This is a genomic window from Enterobacter sp. PI-10, from assembly GCF_027947695.1.
Classification (GTDB): Bacteria; Pseudomonadota; Gammaproteobacteria; order Enterobacterales; family Enterobacteriaceae; genus Enterobacter; species Enterobacter vonholyi.
Genome location: NZ_JAJNOG010000013.1, coordinates 52,463 through 71,389, shown reverse-complemented (window position 1 = coordinate 71,389; position 18,927 = coordinate 52,463). Strand labels below are relative to the sequence as shown.

The 18,927-nt window shown below is 56.6% G+C and carries 19 protein-coding genes; 4 read left to right on the top strand and 15 right to left on the bottom strand.

Features of this window, described 5'->3' with window-relative positions; all coding sequences use genetic code 11:
• Positions 1 to 107 precede the first annotated feature (107 nt).
• Positions 108 to 599, top strand: coding sequence for a transcription/translation regulatory transformer protein RfaH (gene rfaH, locus LRM19_RS20360; RefSeq protein WP_111963548.1), 492 nt, complete (start codon positions 108 to 110; stop codon positions 597 to 599).
• Here rfaH and tatD read toward each other — a convergent pair.
• The 9 genes from tatD to udp all read right to left on the bottom strand — a co-directional run bounded on the left by tatD (position 596) and on the right by udp (position 8,506).
• Complete coding sequence (gene tatD, locus LRM19_RS20355) at positions 596 to 1,378, bottom strand: 3'-5' ssDNA/RNA exonuclease TatD (protein WP_271369701.1); 783 nt, start codon at positions 1,376 to 1,378, stop codon at positions 596 to 598. The two genes, rfaH and tatD, sit on opposite strands and share 4 nt — an antisense overlap.
• Before the next feature lie 41 nt (positions 1,379 to 1,419).
• Positions 1,420 to 2,190, bottom strand: a complete 771-nt coding sequence (tatC, locus tag LRM19_RS20350) for a Sec-independent protein translocase subunit TatC (RefSeq protein ID WP_115877026.1) — start codon at positions 2,188 to 2,190, stop codon at positions 1,420 to 1,422.
• A gap of 2 nt (positions 2,191 to 2,192) precedes the next feature.
• Positions 2,193 to 2,735: a Sec-independent protein translocase protein TatB gene (tatB, locus tag LRM19_RS20345; RefSeq protein ID WP_143345646.1), complete on the bottom strand. Its 543-nt coding sequence runs from the start codon at positions 2,733 to 2,735 to the stop codon at positions 2,193 to 2,195.
• A 3-nt stretch (positions 2,736 to 2,738) separates the two neighbouring features.
• Positions 2,739 to 2,993, bottom strand: coding sequence for a Sec-independent protein translocase subunit TatA (tatA, locus tag LRM19_RS20340; RefSeq protein WP_020882874.1), 255 nt, complete (start codon positions 2,991 to 2,993; stop codon positions 2,739 to 2,741).
• Positions 2,994 to 3,069: 76 nt separating this feature from the next.
• Positions 3,070 to 4,710, bottom strand: a complete 1,641-nt coding sequence (ubiB, locus tag LRM19_RS20335) for a ubiquinone biosynthesis regulatory protein kinase UbiB (RefSeq protein WP_111963544.1) — start codon at positions 4,708 to 4,710, stop codon at positions 3,070 to 3,072.
• Entirely contained in the window at positions 4,707 to 5,312 is a 606-nt protein-coding gene (gene ubiJ / locus LRM19_RS20330) for a ubiquinone biosynthesis protein UbiJ (RefSeq protein ID WP_111963543.1), read from the bottom strand. The genes ubiB and ubiJ overlap by 4 nt, the downstream gene beginning before the upstream one ends.
• A gap of 13 nt (positions 5,313 to 5,325) precedes the next feature.
• Positions 5,326 to 6,081 (bottom strand): bifunctional demethylmenaquinone methyltransferase/2-methoxy-6-polyprenyl-1,4-benzoquinol methylase UbiE, encoded by a 756-nt coding sequence (gene ubiE / locus LRM19_RS20325; RefSeq protein WP_023309612.1) that lies wholly within the window; start codon positions 6,079 to 6,081, stop codon positions 5,326 to 5,328.
• A gap of 66 nt (positions 6,082 to 6,147) precedes the next feature.
• Complete coding sequence (gene rmuC, locus LRM19_RS20320; protein WP_271369700.1) at positions 6,148 to 7,605, bottom strand: DNA recombination protein RmuC; 1,458 nt, start codon at positions 7,603 to 7,605, stop codon at positions 6,148 to 6,150.
• Positions 7,606 to 7,744: 139 nt separating this feature from the next.
• Positions 7,745 to 8,506 carry a uridine phosphorylase gene (gene udp / locus LRM19_RS20315; protein WP_003860792.1) on the bottom strand — a complete coding sequence of 254 codons (762 nt, stop codon included), beginning with the start codon at positions 8,504 to 8,506 and terminating at the stop codon, positions 7,745 to 7,747.
• 255 nt (positions 8,507 to 8,761) lie between these two features.
• On the opposite strand from udp, the gene LRM19_RS20310 reads away from it, so the two are divergent.
• On the top strand, positions 8,762 to 9,568 hold the full coding sequence (locus tag LRM19_RS20310) for a dienelactone hydrolase family protein (protein ID WP_115877022.1): 807 nt from the start codon (positions 8,762 to 8,764) through the stop codon (positions 9,566 to 9,568).
• 49 nt (positions 9,569 to 9,617) lie between these two features.
• On the opposite strand, the gene metE is transcribed toward LRM19_RS20310, so the two are convergent.
• Positions 9,618 to 11,879: a 5-methyltetrahydropteroyltriglutamate--homocysteine S-methyltransferase gene (gene metE, locus LRM19_RS20305; RefSeq protein WP_271369698.1), complete on the bottom strand. Its 2,262-nt coding sequence runs from the start codon at positions 11,877 to 11,879 to the stop codon at positions 9,618 to 9,620.
• A gap of 115 nt (positions 11,880 to 11,994) precedes the next feature.
• Between metE and metR the strand changes: the two genes are divergently transcribed.
• Complete coding sequence (gene metR, locus LRM19_RS20300; RefSeq protein ID WP_127732586.1) at positions 11,995 to 12,948, top strand: HTH-type transcriptional regulator MetR; 954 nt, start codon at positions 11,995 to 11,997, stop codon at positions 12,946 to 12,948.
• Here the strand turns inward: metR and LRM19_RS20295 are convergent.
• The 3 genes from LRM19_RS20295 to pldB form a co-directional block, all read right to left on the bottom strand.
• On the bottom strand, positions 12,836 to 13,735 hold the full coding sequence (locus tag LRM19_RS20295) for a carboxylate/amino acid/amine transporter (RefSeq protein WP_271369697.1): 900 nt from the start codon (positions 13,733 to 13,735) through the stop codon (positions 12,836 to 12,838). The genes metR and LRM19_RS20295 overlap by 113 nt on opposite strands.
• 82 nt (positions 13,736 to 13,817) lie before the next feature.
• A complete protein-coding gene (gene yigL, locus LRM19_RS20290; protein WP_029741831.1) occupies positions 13,818 to 14,618 on the bottom strand; it encodes a sugar/pyridoxal phosphate phosphatase YigL in 801 nt (266 codons plus the stop codon).
• 31 nt (positions 14,619 to 14,649) lie between these two features.
• Positions 14,650 to 15,642: a lysophospholipase L2 gene (pldB, locus tag LRM19_RS20285; RefSeq protein WP_271369696.1), complete on the bottom strand. Its 993-nt coding sequence runs from the start codon at positions 15,640 to 15,642 to the stop codon at positions 14,650 to 14,652.
• 110 nt (positions 15,643 to 15,752) lie between these two features.
• Here pldB and rhtB point away from each other — a divergent pair, with 110 nt between their 5' ends.
• The gene (gene rhtB, locus LRM19_RS20280; protein WP_111963537.1) at positions 15,753 to 16,373 is read left to right on the top strand and encodes a homoserine/homoserine lactone efflux protein; all 621 of its coding nucleotides are present in this window, start codon (positions 15,753 to 15,755) and stop codon (positions 16,371 to 16,373) included.
• Here the strand turns inward: rhtB and rhtC are convergent.
• Positions 16,370 to 16,990: a threonine export protein RhtC gene (rhtC, locus tag LRM19_RS20275; RefSeq protein ID WP_271369695.1), complete on the bottom strand. Its 621-nt coding sequence runs from the start codon at positions 16,988 to 16,990 to the stop codon at positions 16,370 to 16,372. The genes rhtB and rhtC overlap by 4 nt on opposite strands.
• A 61-nt stretch (positions 16,991 to 17,051) precedes the next feature.
• Positions 17,052 to 18,881: an ATP-dependent DNA helicase RecQ gene (gene recQ / locus LRM19_RS20270; protein WP_047345452.1), complete on the bottom strand. Its 1,830-nt coding sequence runs from the start codon at positions 18,879 to 18,881 to the stop codon at positions 17,052 to 17,054.
• Between the last annotated feature and the right edge of the window lie 46 nt (positions 18,882 to 18,927).

The following is an 18,927-nucleotide window of genomic DNA, read 5'->3' as shown; positions in this document are numbered from 1 at the left end:
AAGCGTGAACTTATGCGTTCTGTTCCATTTTCCCCCATTATAATCAACTTAGCGATCCCGCCAGGGTTTTGATATGCTTGCGCCCCGAACTAAGGGAAAGAGTGATTATGCAGGCCTGGTATTTACTGTATTGCAAACGCGGGCAACTTCAGCGCGCGCAGGAACATCTTGAACGTCAGTCTGTAAATTGCCTGACTCCCGTGATCACGCTTGAAAAAATGCAGCGCGGGAAGCGCACAACCGTCAGCGAGCCGTTGTTCCCGAACTACCTCTTTGTGGAATTCGACCCGGAAGTCATCCACACCACCACCATCAGCGCAACGCGCGGCGTCAGCCACTTCGTTCGTTTTGGTGCCCACCCGGCAACAGTTCCGTCGACGGTTATTCATCAGCTGTCGATATATCAACAGCCCGAAGGTCTCACCGACCCGGAAACACCCTATACGGGCGATAGCGTCGTGATTACCGAAGGGGCTTTCGAAGGCCTGCAGGCGATTTTTGCCGAGCCGGACGGGGAAGCGCGCTCTATGCTGTTGCTTAATCTGCTGAACAAGCAGGTGCTGCAGAGCGTTAAAAACACCGACTTCCGTAAACTTTAAACATTTATCCCGAACAGCTTACGCACGTTGTCATCCGTCTGTGCCGAAAGCCAGTGCGGATCGTCTCCGCGCCACTTCGCGACGCTCTCAATAATGTGCCCCAGATAAGCGGGCTCATTTCGTCGCGATGCCGGTTTGGGTTTCATATCGCGCGGCAGGAGATAAGGTGCGTCCGTTTCAAGGAGCAACCGGTCAGCCGGGATCGCTGGCAACAGCTCCCGAAGCTCAAGCCCGCGGCGCTCATCGCAAACCCAGCCGGTAATCCCCAGATAAAGCCCACGCTCCAGGCATTCCAGCGCCTCCTGCCGTGAGCCGGTGAAGCAGTGCAGCACCGCGCCGGGCAGTTTCTCGAGCCACGGATCAAGCAGAGTCAGAAAACGCTCATGCGCGTCGCGGCAGTGCATAAATACGGGCATTTCAAGCTCTGCCGCTAGCGCAAGCTGGGCAGTGAATGCCTTTTCCTGCTCTTCAGGCGTGGAAAAGTTACGGTTGAAATCGAGGCCGCACTCGCCAATCGCCACCACTTCTGGTGTCTTTGCCAGCCTGCGTAGGGTGTCGCTACATTCCGCGGTCCACTGGCTGCTGTCGTGAGGATGCACGCCAGCAGTAGACCAACAGCGATCGTATCGTTGCGCCAGCTGCTGGGCCTGCTCGCTCTCATGCAGGTTGGTGCCCGTCAGCAGCAGCCCTTTCACCCCGGCGGCAAACGCACGCGCAACCACCTCATCACGATCTTTCGCAAACTGCGAGCTGGTCAGGTTGAGTCCGATATCAAACATGCAAATCCCCATATAACAACCGCCCTGACGGGCGGCTGGTTTTACTCTTCAGTGGTCTTGTCGGACGTATCGTCTTCGTCATCCGCTCGACGTCCTTTACCCACGTAGAAACGCGAGAAGAAAACGCCGACCTCAAACAGACAGTACATCGGTATGGCCAGCAGCGTCTGCGAGAACACATCCGGCGGCGTTAGCAGCATGCCGACCACGAAGGCGCCCACCAGAATATACGGACGCTTCTTACGCAGGTCATCCGGGGTCGTAACCCCTACCCAGCAAAGCAGCACAATGGCCACCGGCACTTCGAATGCCACGCCAAACGCCATAAACAGCGCCATCACAAAGCTGAGGTAGCTGGCAATATCCGTCGACACCTGGACCCCTTCCGGCGCGGTATGCGTCAGGAAGCCGAAGGCCAGCGGGAAGACAACGAAATAGGCAAACGCCATGCCGATATAGAACAGCAGCGAGCTGGACACCAGCAGCGGGATAACCAGCTTGCGTTCGTGTTTATACAGCGCGGGCGCCACAAACGCCCATACCTGGTAAAGAATGACGGGCGCAGAGGCTATCAACGACACCCAGAAGGTCAGCTTGATGGGGGTAAAGAACGGAGAAGCCACATCCGTCGCAATCATCGTTGCGCCCAGCGGCATCTGCTTAATTAATGGTGCAGAGACAACCTGGTAGATATCGTTGGCGAAATAAACCAGGCATAGAAAAATAACGAAAACTGCAATAATGCAGTTTAACAGGCGCTTACGCAGCTCTATGAGGTGCGTAATCAGCGGTTGAGTATCATCTACTGCCATGTTTACGCTTTATCACTCGACGAGGGGGATGATTCGGAAACGGACGCAGCGGGCTTTACTTCCGCCGTTTTAGTTACCGGTTCTTCCGGCTGCGCCTGTTTTTTCACTTCGGTTTCCTGCGGCGTCTGTTCTGGCGCAGCAGCCTGATGTTCAGCGCTGGCAGGCGTTACGCCCTCGCGCTGCTCCTCGCTGCCCTTCACCACCGGGTTATGGATAGTGTTCGCTTCATCGCTCGCTTTTTCAGGATCGTTGACGCTGTAAGAGCGCTTCATGGATTCCGCCGCTTCACGCAGTTCATCCATTGAGGCTTTCAGTTCCGGCGTCAGATTATCCATGCTCGCCTTCTCGACCTTTTTGAGGCTTTCCTGAAATTCCTGCAGCTTAAGCTCCTGCGCCAGCTCATTCTGAACGGTCGATGCCAGCGATCTCAGAGCACGCACCCAGCCCGCAACGGTTTTCACCGCCACCGGCAGACGCTGCGGCCCCAGCACGATCAGGCCAATCACAAAGACCAGCAGCAGCTCACCAAAACCAATGTCAAACACGACTTATACCTGCTCTTTATCGTGGCGTTTGGCGTCTTCCTTTTTGGCTTCTTCTTGCTTGTCGGAGATGGATTTAGCAGTAAAGTCAGCGTCCTGGCTGGTTTTATCCTGCTTGCTCTCATCATCGCTCATCGCTTTCTTAAAGCCTTTGATAGACGCGCCCAGATCGGAACCAATAGAACCGAGCTTTTTGGTGCCAAACAGCAGCACGACGATGACGGCAATGATCAACAATTGCCAGATACTGATACCACCCATACATGTTCCTCAGGGATAGATGATTAATGAGTCAGGTCGCATTATACGTATGCGACCCATCGATGGCGACGCAAACTCAGCGCGTTTTTCGCCATCCGGCAAGCCAGACTACCACTCCGCCAGCCATCAGCCAGGCTGGCATCATCTGCCAGTCCGGACGATTGATCAGCAGCAGCGTACCGCTCAACAGCAGCGTTGCGCCAATCCCAAAGAGATAGCGGGACTGTCCCTGGCGAACACGGCTGGACTGAAGCTCGCGGGCGATTTTATCCATGCTGTGCTGAAGGTTCTTGCTCTGACGCAAACTGTCATAAACCAGTTCGGGAATTTCAGGCATTTTTTCTATCCAGAACGGGCCCTTCTCTTTCAGCGAGCGCACCAGCGCCGGAATGCCAACCTGATCCTTAATCCAGGATTCAAGGAAAGGTTTCGCAGTCTTCCACAAGTCTAACTGAGGATAGAGCTGTCGGCCTACACCCTCAACGTAAAGTAATGTTTTCTGAAGTAAAACTAGCTGTGGCTGAACTTCCATATTAAACCGGCGAGCCGTGTTGAACAGGTTCAACAGTACGTGCCCAAAGGAGATTTCCGCCAGCGGTTTTTCAAAAATCGGTTCGCAAACGGTCCGGATCGCAAACTCGAACTCTTCGACGTTGGTGTCCGGCGGAACCCAGCCGGAATCGACGTGCAGCTCGGCCACCTTACGGTAGTCGCGGTTGAAGAACGCGATGAAGTTCTCAGCCAGATACCGTTTATCTTCTTTGTTCAGCGACCCCACAATCCCGCAGTCGATACCGATATATTTCGGGTCCTCAGGGTGTTCGTAGCTCACAAAGATATTGCCCGGATGCATGTCCGCATGAAAAAAGCTGTCGCGGAATACCTGGGTAAAGAAGACCTGTACGCCACGTTCGGCCAGGAGCTTCATGTTTGTTCCCTGCTTCTCCAGGGCTACGACATCCGAAACCGGAATACCGTAGATACGCTCCATCACCATCATGTTCTGGCTGCAGTAGTCAGAATAGACTTCAGGTACATAGAGCATCGGGCTGTTTTCAAAGTTGCGGCGCAGCTGAATGGCGTTTGCCGATTCGCGCAGCAGGTTAAGCTCATCAATCAGCGTTTTTTCATATTCCCGCACCACTTCCAGTGGACGAAGGCGGCGCCCGTCCGGCAGCAAGCGTGGCACCCAGCGCGCCAGACGATAAATCAGCTTCATGTCCGCTTTGATGACTGGCAGGATGTCCGGACGAATAACTTTGATAACGACTTCTTTGCCGTTTTCTTTCAAACGCGCGGTGTGCACCTGCGCGATAGAGGCCGACGCCAGCGGCTGAATATCGAAATCGTCAAACCAGGTCTCGACGGGTACATTTCCCATCGCCTCTTCAATTTGCTTTTTCGCGCGCGCGCCGTCAAAGGGTGCGACGCGGTCCTGAAGCATTGCGAGTTCATCGGCAATGAGAGGCGGGAAGAGGTCGCGGCGGGTCGAAAGCATCTGCCCGAATTTAATCCATACCGGACCGAGTTCCTGCAGCGCCAGGCGCAGACGCTCACCCAGCGGTTGACCTTTGTGGCGATTGGGCATCCAGAACAGCATCCGCCGCCATATGCGAAGCGGCAGCGTGATGCGCATTTTGGGAATAAGCTCATCGAGCCCGTAGCTCAAAAAGGTGCGAATAATAAAATAGAGGCGCCGAATTTCACCAGGCGTCATTTGCCCTCCAGTTTTTCCAGCCGTTTGGTAAACGCATCAACCGCGCGTTCAACAGCAGCGGTTTCTTCCGCAAACCATGCAACTTCCAGTGGCCCGGGCGCCATTCGCCACTCCTCAGTCATCACTTCCGCCACATAGCGTTGTTGGCGCTGGAGGCTTTTACGCGCAAAGGAGGCGCCACCATGAAGGACTTTCCCGATGCCTTCGGCAGCAATGTCGCCGATAAAAGGCGCGAGCAGCTCTGCCGGATCGAACTCCGCCAGATCGGTGAGAGCAACGAAGTTCTGCACGACCTGAATGTCGCCTTCCACCTCCAGCTCACCGCTGCGGATAAGCGCCGTTAATTGCTGGCGATCGCGCAGTTTTGGCAGCACGCTCATGTGCGTGATGACCGAGCAGTCAGCTTCACCTTCCCACGCCCCCAGAACGTCAAGCTGGCGTTCGCTGAATACCAGCACAAGCGGCGTCGAGAACTCTTTTAAAACAATACGTAATATCTTCCCGTTTAGCCGCTGACGCGCTGCTTTCAGCGCCGGAGCACGATAGAGAAAGGCATTCAGTACGTTTTCGATACCTGCGGTGACTAAGGGCTTAAAGGGCACGGGACACCTCCACTCAGAACTTGTAACCGCGATGCAGCGCGACGACACCCGCCGTCAGGTTGAAATATTCAACGTTCTCAAATTCTGCATCCTGCATCATGGCTTTTAATGTGTCCTGATCCGGGTGCATACGGATAGATTCTGCCAGATAGCGGTAGCTTTCAGCGTCGTTAGCCACCAGCTCACCGATGCGCGGCAGCACGTGGAAGGAATAGGCGTCGTAGGCTTTGCTCAGCGGCTCAATAATCGGTTTGGAGAATTCAAGCACCAGCAGGCGTCCACCCGGCTTCAGCACGCGGTACATGGAGCGCAGCGCTTTTTCTTTATCGGTCACGTTACGCAGACCGAAGGAGATAGTGATGCAGTCAAAGGTATTGTCCGGGAACGGCAGCGCTTCGGCGTTTGCCTGCACATATTCAACATTCCCCACCACGCCGATGTTACGCAGCTTTTCGCGTCCCATTTTTAGCATGGAGTCATTAATATCGGCGAGAACAACGCGACCGGTTTCACCCACCAGACGAGAGAATTTCGCGGTTAAATCGCCCGTACCGCCAGCTAAATCCAGCACCGTTTGTCCGCGACGCACGCCGCTACAGTCAATGGTGAAGCGCTTCCACAAGCGATGAATGCCGAACGACATCAGGTCATTCATCACATCGTACTTCGCCGCCACGGAATGAAATACATGGGCCACCATGTCAGCTTTCTGCGCTTTGGCGACAGTCTGAAAGCCAAAGTGCGTTGTGTCTTGTGAATCGTCAGCCATCTTAGAGCCTGCTTATCAGTAAAATGTTCGTGAAGTGTATCAGATTGGGCGCGTTTGCCCTACGTTTCAACCACCGCGAAAAAAACGCGCTGGAATCTCGTCTGGTGATGAATCCGCCGCTAACGTGTTGTCTTCACTGTTTATCTTTTGTTCGTTCGCCCCTTCTCGCAGGCGAAACTCGTCGTCCTGGGCGGTGGCCTGCTCGACCAATTCCGGATTAATCTCGCGTTTAACTTCTACTCCCAGACTGCGGAATGATTCAGCCTGCGCCAGCAGATTGCCACGTCCGGAGGCGAGTTTTTTCATCGCCTGGCGATAGTTATCCTGCGCACGATCCAGGCTTTGCCCGACTGAAGACATGTCGTCCACAAAGAGGCGCATTTTGTCGTACAGCTTGCTGGCACGATCGGCAATCTGCTGCGCGTTGCGGCTCTGGTGCTCATAGCGCCACAGGTTCGCAATGGTGCGTAACGCCACCAGCAGCGTGGTGGGGCTGACCAACATAATATTATTTTTGAGCGCTTCGGTTATAAGCTCAGGCTGTCTGTCGAGTGCCAGCAGAAATGCGGGCTCTACCGGAATAAACATCAGGACATAGTCCAGTGAGCGCAAACCCGGCAACTGCTGGTAGTCTTTTCTGCCGAGCAGGCGAATGTGATTACGCACCGAGGCAATGTGCTCCTGCAGCGCCGATTCGCGGGTGTAGTCGTCCTCCGCGTTGAAGTAACGCTCATACGCTACCAGCGTCATCTTGGCGTCAATCACCACATCTTTGCCCTGCGGCAGCCGCACGATCACATCTGGCTGCATGCGCGAGCGGGCATCGTTTTCGATACTCACCTGCGTTTCGTATTCATATCCTTCCCGCAGGCCGGAAGCTTCCAGTACGCGGGTCAGCACCACCTCACCCCAGTTGCCCTGGGTTTTGTTGTCCCCTTTGAGCGCTCGGGTGAGGTTGACCGCTTCCTGCGCCATCTGTGCATTTAGCTGCTGAAGATTGCGAATCTCATGAGCCAGGGTGTGCCGCTCACGAGCTTCCTGACCAAAACTGTCCTGCACCTGACGACGAAAACCGTCCAGCTGCTCGCGCAGAGGCGTCAGCAGGCTGTTCAGGCTCTGGCGGTTTTGTTCGTCAACGCGGCGGTTGCTGTGCTCAAAAATGCGGTTCGCGAGGTTCTCAAACTGTTCGCTGAGACGCTGCTCGCTGTTGATCATCTGGCGGATTTTGTCTTCCGCATGCAGTTGGGTGGATTCAAGGCGGGTGGTCACTTCGCGGAGATCGGCCTCCAGTGACGTGTTGATATCACGCAGGTTGCGCAGCTCGTTGTTGAGCAACTCACACTCATCGCGCCAGTGTTCGCTCAGCGCAAGCTGCTGTTTTATAGCGCTTAAATCTGCGACCATCTCTTCTCGCTCAGCCAGCTGGTCGGCCTTCTGCTGCGCATGCTGGTAGCTGGAAATCAGCCAGCCAATCCCTAAGCTCACCAACGCAATCACCGCGTAAATCAGGATTGAGATATCCACAATGCCCCCTGCATCAACGTATTACCCGCACAAAATAGAATTGTGCTGTATAAACGTCCAGTTTGAAAGGGTTTTCCTGCGAGGAGCTACGCAAAAAATAAAGGCCGAACGTGTCGGCCTTTGATTTAAGAAGAGAGGACTAGATCAGGCGACGCGCTGCTTCCACCACGATTTTCACTGCATGACTTTCGGTCTGCTTCATGGTTTCGGCGTTCGGGATCTCCTGCTGGGTACGGTTGACGATAACGCCCGCCACCATACCGGCACGCAGACCCTGGCTTGCACACATGGTCAGCAGCGTTGCGGATTCCATTTCGTAGTTCATCACACCCATGGACTGCCACTCTTCCATTGAGCCTTTGAAACGGCTAACCACGCGGCCTGAGAAGGTATCGTAACGCTCCTGGCCCGGGTAGAAGGTGTCGGAAGACGCGGTTACGCCCACGTGAGTGGTTGCGCCTACGGATTTCGCAGCTTCAACCAGCGCGGTGGTACATTCGAAATCAGCCACTGCCGGGAATTCCATTGGTGCAAAATGCAGGCTTGCGCCGTCCAGACGGACGGACGCGGTCGTGACCAGAACGTCGCCGACGTTGATATGCGGCTGAATAGCGCCGGTCGTACCGATACGCAGGAAAGTGCGGATGCCCAGCTGCGCCAGCTCTTCAACAGCAATAGACGTAGACGGACCACCGATACCGGTAGAGCACACGATCACCGCTTTGCCATCCAGCTCTGCGCGCCAGGTGGTGAACTCACGATGGGCAGCCAGCTTGACCGGCTTATCCATCAGCGCGGCGATCTTTTCCACACGCTCCGGATCGCCAGGGACGATGGCGAGCGTAGCCCCTTGTAAATCGTTTTTAGTGAGGCCGAGATGAAAAACATCAGACTTAGACATAGGTGACTCCTCTGTGGGTCGGTTAGTCAGAAGAAGTAAAACGGTACTTTACAGAAGCAGTAAGCATATTTTCGTGACGAATCTCACCATGAATAAAAATGGTTACATTGAATTTCCATAAAAAAGTGATTTACATCACATTAACAAGTTATATCGCCAGGTGCTGCACAAAAGATAGACCGTTTAAGGCACTGTGAGTTGTTAACCTGGTGTCTATATTTACCTTTGCGCTAACTCATTGGTACGGAGAATGCCATGACTGAAAAAACCGGTTTTGCACCTGCTGCGGCCCCACATGCTTCAACCATCGTGTCGACTCCAGAAGCGGCAATTACCGCGGGCGAGACCTCTATTCCCTCGCAGGGGGAGAATATGCCTGCTTATCACGCCCGACCAAAATCGGCAGAGGGTCCGCTACCCATCGTGATTGTGATTCAGGAGATATTTGGTGTTCACGAACACATTCGCGACCTCTGCCGCCGGCTGGCGCTGGAAGGGTATCTGGCCGTTGCGCCAGAGCTCTACTTCCGTCAGGGCGATCCGAACGACTACAGTGATATTCCAACATTGCTCAGCAACCTGGTCAGCAAAGTCCCGGACGCGCAGGTGCTGGCCGATCTCGATCATGTCGCCAGCTGGGCGGCGCGCAACGGCGGCGATCCGCATCGTCTGCTGGTCACCGGTTTCTGCTGGGGCGGTCGCATTAGCTGGCTGTATGCCGCGCATAACCCGCAGCTCAAAGCTGCTGTCGCCTGGTACGGCAAACTGGTGGGTGAAAAAACGCTGAATTCGCCTAAACATCCCGTCGATATCGCCACCGAGTTAAATGCCCCCGTGTTAGGGCTTTATGGCGGTCAGGACACCGGTATTTCGCTGGATTCGGTAGAAACCATGCGCCATGCGCTGCGTGCGGCCAATGCGAAGGCGGAGATTGTGGTGTACCCGGATGCCGGGCATGCGTTTAACGCCGATTATCGTCCGAGCTATCACGCGGAATCAGCCAAAGATGGCTGGCAGAGAATGCTGGCGTGGTTTAGCCAGTACGGCGGTAAGAAAGCCTAATAACAATAAGCCCGGAGGCGGTTACGCCTTACCGGGCCATCCAATACCCCTACGCCTGACGCAAATTCTGCGCTGCCTTCACCATGTTCGCCAGCGCTGCGCGGGTTTCAGGCCAGCCGCGGGTTTTCAGTCCGCAGTCCGGGTTTACCCAAAGACGCTCTGCCGGAATACGCTGGGCCGCTTTTTTCAGCAGGGCTTCAATCCACTCCACGCTCGGCACGTTCGGGGAGTGGATGTCGTACACGCCCGGCCCGATTTCGTTCGGGTAGTCGAATTCTTCAAACGACTCCAGCAGCTCCATATCTGAACGCGAGGTCTCAATAGTGATCACGTCGGCGTCCAGCGCGGCAATTGAATCCATGATGTCGTTAAATTCGCAATAACACATGTGGGTGTGGATCTGAGTGTCGTCCTTCGCCACCGCGGCGTTGATGCGGAACGCCTCCACGCCCCACTGCAGGTAGGCGTCCCAGTCGCTGCGACGCAGCGGCAGACCTTCGCGCAGGGCCGGTTCGTCAATCTGAATAATGCCAATGCCTGCGGCTTCCAGATCCGCCACCTCATCACGCAGCGCCAGGGCGATCTGTTTGGCGATGGTTTCACGGGTCACGTCTTCACGCGGGAAGGACCAGCAAAGAATGGTCACAGGACCGGTGAGCATGCCTTTCACCGGCTTGTCGGTCAGGGACTGGGCGTACTTCGCCCACTCAACCGTGATCGCTTCCGGACGGCTGACGTCACCGATGACCACCGGCGGCTTCACGCATCGGGAGCCATAGCTCTGCACCCAGCCGTTCTGGGTAAAGACGAAGCCGTCCAGGTGCTCGCCAAAGTATTCCACCATGTCATTACGCTCTGCTTCACCGTGCACCAGCACGTCCAGCCCAAGGCGTTCCTGCTCGATAATCGCCTGCTTGATGTGTTCCGCGATCCCGGTGCGGTAGTGATTCGCATCCAGATTGCCCTTTTTAAAGTCCAGACGCAGGCCGCGGATCTCGCTGGTCTGCGGGAAGGAACCAATCGTCGTGGTCGGCCACGCAGGTAGATTGAAGCGGGCGCGCTGGGCTTCGGCGCGCACCTCATACGGGCTCTGGCGCTGGCTGTCCTGGGCGGTGATGGCCGCCAGACGTTTTTCCACCGCCGGGTTATGCACGCGCGCGGAGTGGCGGCGCGCCCGGATCGGGGCGCTCCATTCGGTAATTGCCGCCGTGTCGCCGCTGTTCAGCGCGTCGCGCAGCAGGGCCAGCTCTTCACATTTTTGCAGCGCGAAGGCAAACCAGCTCTTTACTTCAGGGTCGAGACGGGTTTCCACGCTCAGGTCGATCGGGCTGTGCAGCAGCGAGCAGGACGAGGCCACCCACAGCTCACGTTTACCGACGATGTCTTTGATTTGTGCGTATTTCTCGGTCAGATCGGCGCGCCAGACGTTACGGCCATTCACCAGACCGGCGGAGAGCAGCCAGTCTGCGGGCAGGAGCTTGTGCAGCTCCGTCACATCATCTTTACCGTGTACAAGGTCTACGTGCAGGCCCTGCACCGGCAGCGCGGTAATCGTGTTCAGGTTCGGCGTCACGCCTTCGAAATAGGTTGTCAGTAGCAGCTTCACCTCCCCGGTGAGCGCGTCATACGCCGGTTTGAAGGCATCGAGCCATTCCTGAGGCAACTCGAGCACCAGCGCCGGTTCGTCGATTTGCACCCACTGAATGCCGCGTTTGCCCAGCTCAATCAGCACCTGTTTGTAGACCGGCAGAATGTCCTTCAGCAGGCTCAGACGATCGAACTGCTCGCCTTTGACTTTCCCCAGCCACAGATAGGTCACTGGCCCCAGCAGCACGGGTTTAACCTGGTGGCCCAGCGCCAGCGCTTCGTCCACTTCATCCAGAAGCTGCGTCCAGGTCAGTTTAAACTGCTGACCTTTTACGAACTCCGGCACCATATAGTGATAGTTAGTGTTAAACCACTTAGTCATTTCCGCCGCTGCCGCTGGCTCACCCGTTGGCGCACGGCCACGGCCGATGCGGAACAGGGTATCGATATCTACCGATCCATCTTTGTTCTGATGACGAGCCGGCACGTTGCCAAGCAGCAGGCTGGTCGTCAGAACATGGTCGTACCAGGCGAAATCGCCCACCGGCAGCAGGTCAATGCCCGCCTGCTTCTGCTGATCCCAGTGGCGGGCGCGCAGCTCGCGTCCCACCGCCAGCAGCTCTTCACGCGTGGCGTTACCCGCCCAGTAGCTTTCTTGCGCTTTTTTCAGCTCGCGACGCAGGCCAACGCGAGGGAAACCGAGAGTGTGATTGCGGATTGTCATGGTGTACCCCTTGTGAAATTCGTTATTTAGACGTCCAGATGTTTACACTTCTATAATTGGCAGGTACTGTATATTCCTCAAGCGCAAAATGTTCATGGCGAAGTGAAGGACTTTCATGATCGAGATTAAACACCTGAAAACGCTACAAGCGTTGCGAAACTGCGGTTCGCTCGCGGCTGCTGCGGCCACGCTGCACCAGACACAGTCCGCCCTTTCTCACCAGTTCAGCGATCTGGAACAACGCCTCGGCTTCCGTCTTTTTGTGCGTAAAAGCCAGCCGCTACGCTTTACGCCGCAGGGTGAAATTCTCCTTCAGCTGGCGAATCAGGTTCTGCCACAGATCGCGAGCGCGCTGCAGGCGTGTAACGAACCGCAGCAGACCAAACTGCGTATCGCTATTGAGTGCCACAGCTGTATTCAGTGGCTGACCCCCGCGCTTGAGAACTTCCGCCAGAAGTGGCCGCAGGTGGAGATGGACTTTAAATCCGGCGTGACGTTCGACCCGCAGCCATCGCTGCAGCAGGGCGAGCTGGATCTGGTCATGACCTCTGACATTCTGCCGCGCAGCGGCCTGCACTATTCGCCGATGTTTGATTATGAGGTGCGCCTGGTGCTGGCGCCGGACCACCCGCTGGCGGCCAAAACGCGCATCACGCCGGAAGACCTGGCGACGGAAACGCTGCTGATTTACCCGGTTCAGCGCAGTCGTCTGGATATCTGGCGTCACTTCCTGCAGCCCGCGGGCATTAGCCCGCAGCTGAAAAGCGTGGATAACACCCTGCTGCTGATTCAGATGGTGGCGGCCAGCATGGGTATCGCGGCGCTGCCGCACTGGGTGGTGGAGAGTTTTGAACGCCAGGGCCTGGTGGTCACCAAAACCCTGGGTGAAGGACTGTGGAGCCGGCTGTACGCCGCCGTGCGCGATGGCGAGCAGCGTCAGCCGATTACGGAGGCGTTTATTCGCTCAGCGCGGAACCACGCGTGCGACCATCTTCCGTTTGTGCGGAGCGCGGAGCGACCCAGCGTCGATGGACCCACAGCGAAGCCAGGATCACCGCTCCCCCAATAAGGAAGCTTGGCCAGTGCGGCTGTTGCTGCCAGATAGCGAGGTTGACCAGCAGCCCTGCCGGGACATGCACGTTGTTCATAATCCCCAGCGTACCGGCGTCGACCTGCGTCGCGCCGTAGTTCCACATGAAGTACCCCAACCCGGAAGCCACGACGCCCAGCCAGACCAGAACACCCCACTGTACGATGGTGGTAGGCAACTTTTGCGGGTTACCGAGCATAAACCACGCCGCTACCGCGACAATCGCGGCGCCCATATAAAACCATGCGAACGCGTTATGCTGCGGCATCGGACGGGTTTCCATCAGGCGTTTGTAGCCCACCATGCCGATGGCGAAGCTGATGTTGGCGAGCTGGACGAACATCAGCCCGATCCAGAAGTGATCGCTTACTTTGTCGTAGCGAATAATCGCCGCGCCAATCACCGCCAGCGCCGCGCTCAGCAGGTATCCCCAGCGCAGACGGCGTTTACTCAGCAGATCGTAAATCAGCGTGATGTAGAGCGGCGTCAGCACGGTAAAGAGCAGGAATTCCGAGACGGACAGATAGACGTAAGCCCGGAAGCTGAACAAATACATGATGCCGAGCTGCATCGCCCCCACCAGCATATACAGCACAATCGTTTTCAGCGACTGTCCGCGCGTGCGCAGAAACGGCAGGAACACCAGTGCCGCCAGCCCCACGCGCATCAGCACCGAGAAGTAGCTGTCGACCGAACCGGCAAGGTATTCGCCAATCAGGCTAAAGGAGAAGGCCCACAGGATAGTGGTGATAATGAGTAGCGCCACAATGCTTGTCTCTCAGAAAGAAGGAGAGGCATTGTAGCGAACTCTTTAGTTGACAACTGAGCAATAAACAATCAAGTGAAGATTATTCAAGGAACAGCTTGCGCAGATACTTCGGTACCGCGTTGTCAGCGTTAGAACCAATGACTTCCAGTTCAGGGTGGAGATCCTTCAGACGCTGGTGCGCGTTCTGCATGATGCAGCCCTTGCCTGCCATTGAAAGCATCTCGGCGTCGTTCATGCCGTCACCGAAGGCGATACAGTCTTTCAGCCCGAAGCCCAGGCGTTTCGCAACCGCTTCCAGCGCGTGACCTTTGGAGACGCCACCCGCCATCACTTCAAGACAGGTCAGGGTTGAGAAGCTTACGTTGACGCGATCGCCCCAGCGAGCGTTGATCGCCTGTTCCAGCGGGAGCAGCTCTTCGTGGCTATCACAGGTGAAGAACACCTTGCTGATCCCTTCCGGCTCCAGCAGGCCCGGTTCGTAAAGGGAGTAGTTGAATACCGCTTCCTTGAAGAAACGCATTTCATCCGGGCGGTGGCGGTTCATAAACCAGTCGTCGTCGCGGTAAACGTTAGTGACGATAGCCGGGTTGTTATGCACCACGCCAAACAGATCGGCGGCAATATCGCGATCCAGGTTGTGGGTAAAGATCAGGTTGCCGTCGGTATCATGCACGCGCGCACCGTTGGAGGTGATCATGTACGATTTGATCTCGAGATTATCGCGGATCTGCCCCACGTCGACGTGGTGGCGGCCGGTAGCGAACACAAAGTTCACACCACGTGCAGTCAGGAGTTTTAAGGTCTCTTTCGCGTAAGGCGACAGGGTGTGGTCGGGGGAAAGCAGCGTGCCATCTAAATCAGATGCAACAACCTGGTACATAGGGATTTCAACCTCTGGTGGAAAACAAAAATCAATTATGCCTGTTGAAAAATTCAACAATGGCGTTGAGCGCGACTGAGCGCATAGCGTCCTTTTCAAAAAGGATCTCATGGAACGCGCCGTTAATGACCAGCGGTTTACCCCCTTCACAAGGGTGACCGGCTGCAGCGCGCAGTTCACAATAGCGGTCATGCATGCGGTTATCCACCACACGCTCTTCTTCCGCCTGGATCAGAAGCGTCGGCGTGTCATCATCGCCTACGCCCGCCAGCACCTGCTCACCGGCCAGAATACCCTCCCGCACCCAGTGCCAGGTCGGGCCGCCGACGCGCAAGCGCGGTTCATCGGCATAAAAGCGCAGGTTGCGGCGATAACGCTGCCGGCTGTGGGTTAAGACGTTGATGGCGAACGGCAGCGCGCGCCAGCGTCCTGTGCCAATGGCGTAACCTTCACGAATGCGCTGATGGCCCTCAGCCCAGTCAAGAAGATGGCGCACCATCCAGTCAGGAAAACGGATGACGATACCGTACATCGGCGCGGTCAGCGCAATGGCATCGCACTGGTGTTCATAACGCTGCAAAAACAGCGTCGATATCGCGCCCCCCATGGAGTGCGCAAGGATGTATCGCTTACGCCAGGGACCGGGCTGAACGTCCTGCTGCCAGAACGCGGCAAAATCGTCGACGTAATCGCTGAAGCGATCGACGTGCCCACGGTGCGTGTCCGGAAGCATACGTCCGGACAGCCCCTGCCCACGGTGGTCGATAATCAGGACATCGAACCCCATATGGACCAGGTCGTAGGCCAGCTCAGCGTATTTAACGTAGCTTTCAATACGCCCAGGGCAGACCACAATCACCCGGTCATTTTTTTCATTTCGGAAACGAACGAAACGCACCGGGATGCCCCCGACGCCCGTAAACTCATCTTCCTCACGCTGCCGCCAGAAATCGGTCAGCGGCCCCATAGAGAAAGCAGCAAAAGCGTTTTCTCGTGTTTCCCAGTCCTTTTTCTGCTGAAACATTGGGTTTCCACTCACGTAATCCAGGGAATATCGTTTTTTTCGTCACCGGTCACAAAATGACTCAATAATAGCGTATTGTGGCATAAAAATAGACGGTTCGGGAGTTTCAAATGACCTTCGAGTGGTGGTTCGCCTACCTGCTGACATCCATTATCCTCAGCCTTTCTCCGGGTTCGGGTGCTATTAACACCATGACTACCTCCATCAACCACGGTTACCGCGGTGCGGTGGCGTCGATTGCCGGTTTGCAGGCCGGGCTGGGCATTCATATTGTGCTGGTTGGGATTGGTCTGGGGACACTTTTCTCCCGCTCGGTGCTGGCGTTTGAAGTGCTGAAATGGGCCGGGGCAGCCTATCTGATTTGGCTCGGCATCCAGCAGTGGCGCGCTGCAGGTTCCATCAACCTGAATACTCTCGCGCAGACGCAAAACCGCGGCCATCTGTTTAAGCGGGCGGTGTTCGTCAACCTGACCAACCCGAAGAGCATCGTTTTCCTCGCCGCGCTGTTCCCGCAGTTTATCGTTCCGCATCAGCCGCAGGTGATGCAGTACGTGGTGCTGGGCGCGACCACCATTATCGTCGATATCATCGTGATGATTGGTTACGCGACGCTGGCGCAGCGAATTGCGGCGTGGATTAAAGGGCCTAAGCAGATGAAGGCCCTGAATAAAGTCTTTGGCTCGCTGTTTATGCTGGTTGGCGCGCTGCTTGCGTCAGCGCGTCATGCTTAGCGAGAAATGATGAGATGAATGCCGAAGCCGGCGAACAGCGCGCCGGCGCAGCCGTCAATCCACTTCGCGATACGCTGGTAGCCGCGGCGCATCGCCGGTAAGGCGAACAGGCTGGCCACGATAGTAAACCAGGCAAAGGTTTCAACGACGATCAGCAGGAAGATGCCCCAGCGTGCGCCCGCACCGACGCTATCGCCGACAAACAGCGAGAACACGGAGCCGAAATAGATAATCGCTTTTGGGTTCGCCAGATTAGTCAGCAACCCTTTTACAAAGCTGCGACCGCCCGTTGCCAGCTCCACCGTTGGCTCTTCCGGTTTTTTCTCTTCTTTCTTCAGCGCCCCGCGCAGCATCTGGTAGCCCATCCAGCACAGGTACAGCCCGCCGCCGACCATAATGATGTTATGCAGCCAGGCCATCTTCGCCAGGATCAGGTTCAGACCGAGCAGCGCAACGGCCGCCCAGACCATAACGCCCATGGTGATACCGAGCACGCCCATCATCGCCTCTTTTCGGGAGCGGCTGACGGCCGTTTGTGACACGAAGAAAAAGTCCGGGCCGGGGCTCATCAGCGCAACGATGTGCACTAATGCCACGGTGAGAAATAGCATTAACATAATTAGCTCGCGGGGAAATAATTTAGTGAGTCATCATCCTGGCACTTTTTCGCCCGGCTGACTACTCTTCATCGTCGCCGTCGGCGTGAGAGCGGATGAGCGCCATAAACTCTTTACCGAAGCGCTCCAGCTTGCGCGTCCCCACGCCGTTGACGCTGAGCATCTCGCTGGCGCTAAGCGGCATCTGCTCGGCCATCTCAATCAGCGTCGCGTCGTTGAACACCACGTAAGGCGGGATGTTTTCTTCGTCGGCGATGGCCTTACGCAGCTTGCGCAGTTTGGCGAACAGCTTGCGGTCGTAATTGCCGCCGTAGGATTTCTGCATCACGCGCGGCTTCAGGGCGATGACGCGCGGCACGGCGAGCTTGAGCTCAACGTCACCGCGCAGAACCGGGCGCGCCGCTTCGGTCAGCTGCAGGGCGGAGTGCTGGGCAATGTTCTGCGTGGCGAAGCCGAGGTGGATTAGCTGGCGAATGATACTCACCCAGTGCTCGTGGCTCTGGTCCTTGCCAATACCGTAGACAGGCAGCTTGTCGTGGCCCATGTCGCGTATACGCTGGTTGTTGGCGCCGCGCAGCACCTCCACCACGTAGCCCATCCCGAAGCGTTGATTCACGCGGTAAATGGTCGAGAGCGCCTTACGCGCGTCCATCAGGCCATCATACTGCTTCGGCGGATCGAGGCAGATATCGCAGTTGCCGCACGGCTCCTGGCGCCCTTCACCAAAGTAGTTGAGCAGCACCAGACGGCGGCAGGTTTGCGCTTCGGCAAACGCGCCCATCGCGTTGAGCTTGTGGCGCTCGATATCCTGCAGCTGTCCCTGCGGCTTCTCTTCCAGACAGCGGCGCAGCCACGCCATATCGGCCGGATCGTAAAACAGCATCGCTTCCGCAGGCAGGCCGTCGCGTCCGGCGCGGCCGGTTTCCTGATAGTAGGATTCGATATTGCGCGGAATGTCGAAATGCACCACGAAGCGCACGTTGGGCTTGTTGATCCCCATCCCAAACGCCACCGTCGCGACCACGATCTGCAGGTCATCGCGCTGGAATTTTTCCTGCACGTCGGCACGGATGTGGTTCTCTAATCCGGCGTGATAGGCGGCGGCGCTAAAGCCGCGGTTTTGCAGACGCGCGGCGGTGTCTTCCACCTTTGCGCGGCTGTTGCAGTAGATAATGCCGGACTTGCCGCGCTGCTCCTGCACGTAGCGCAGAAGCTGATCCAGCGGCTTGAATTTTTCCATCAGCATATAGCGGATGTTGGGGCGGTCGAAGCTGCTGACCTGAATATAGGGGTCGTTCAACCCGAGCAGGCGAACGATATCCAGGCGCGTAGTGTCATCTGCCGTAGCGGTAAGCGCCATAAACGGCAGCTCGGGGAAGCGCTGACGCAGCTGGCCGAGGGCGGCGTATTCCGGGCGAAAATCGTGTCCCCACTGGGAAATACAGTGCGCTTCATCCACCGCCAGCAGGACCGGGTTCCAGTGCGCCAGGTGATCGAGGAAGTTATCCAGCATCAGGCGCTCCGGCGCGATATACAGCAGGCGGATCTGCCCGGTGCGGCACCCGGCCATGACCTCTTGCTGCTGCTCCCGGGTTTGGGTCGAGTTGAGACAGGCCGCCGCCACGCCGTTGGCGAGTAGCTGGTCAACCTGGTCTTTCATCAGAGAAATGAGGGGGGATACCACGACCGTCAGGCCGTTAAGCACCAGCGCGGGCACCTGATAACAGAGGGACTTACCGCCGCCGGTCGGCATCACCACCAGGCAATCACGACCTTCCAGCACCGTTTCAATGATGGTTTCCTGGCCGGGGCGGAACTGCTGGTAGCCAAAGGTTTCATGCAAAACCTGTTTAGCCAGCGACTCCTGATTCAATACTTCCGCCTGCGCCACGTTAACCCCATATGCCAGAAATGAAACAGGCGCTATTTTCAGCGCC

Excerpts from the sequence above, each read along its gene's own strand:
- rfaH (WP_111963548.1), top strand. The coding sequence starts at position 108 with ATGCAGGCCTGGTATTTACTGTATTGCAAACGCGGGCAACTTCAGCGC.
- tatD (WP_271369701.1), bottom strand. The coding sequence starts at position 1,378 with ATGTTTGATATCGGACTCAACCTGACCAGCTCGCAGTTTGCGAAAGAT.
- tatC (WP_115877026.1), bottom strand. The coding sequence starts at position 2,190 with ATGGCAGTAGATGATACTCAACCGCTGATTACGCACCTCATAGAGCTG.
- tatA (WP_020882874.1), bottom strand. The coding sequence starts at position 2,993 with ATGGGTGGTATCAGTATCTGGCAATTGTTGATCATTGCCGTCATCGTC.
- ubiB (WP_111963544.1), bottom strand. The coding sequence starts at position 4,710 with ATGACGCCTGGTGAAATTCGGCGCCTCTATTTTATTATTCGCACCTTT.
- ubiE (WP_023309612.1), bottom strand. The coding sequence starts at position 6,081 with ATGGCTGACGATTCACAAGACACAACGCACTTTGGCTTTCAGACTGTC.
- udp (WP_003860792.1), bottom strand. The coding sequence starts at position 8,506 with ATGTCTAAGTCTGATGTTTTTCATCTCGGCCTCACTAAAAACGATTTA.
- LRM19_RS20310 (WP_115877022.1), top strand. The coding sequence starts at position 8,762 with ATGACTGAAAAAACCGGTTTTGCACCTGCTGCGGCCCCACATGCTTCA.
- metE (WP_271369698.1), bottom strand. The coding sequence starts at position 11,879 with ATGACAATCCGCAATCACACTCTCGGTTTCCCTCGCGTTGGCCTGCGT.
- metR (WP_127732586.1), top strand. The coding sequence starts at position 11,995 with ATGATCGAGATTAAACACCTGAAAACGCTACAAGCGTTGCGAAACTGC.
- yigL (WP_029741831.1), bottom strand. The coding sequence starts at position 14,618 with ATGTACCAGGTTGTTGCATCTGATTTAGATGGCACGCTGCTTTCCCCC.
- pldB (WP_271369696.1), bottom strand. The coding sequence starts at position 15,642 with ATGTTTCAGCAGAAAAAGGACTGGGAAACACGAGAAAACGCTTTTGCT.
- rhtB (WP_111963537.1), top strand. The coding sequence starts at position 15,753 with ATGACCTTCGAGTGGTGGTTCGCCTACCTGCTGACATCCATTATCCTC.
- rhtC (WP_271369695.1), bottom strand. The coding sequence starts at position 16,990 with ATGTTAATGCTATTTCTCACCGTGGCATTAGTGCACATCGTTGCGCTG.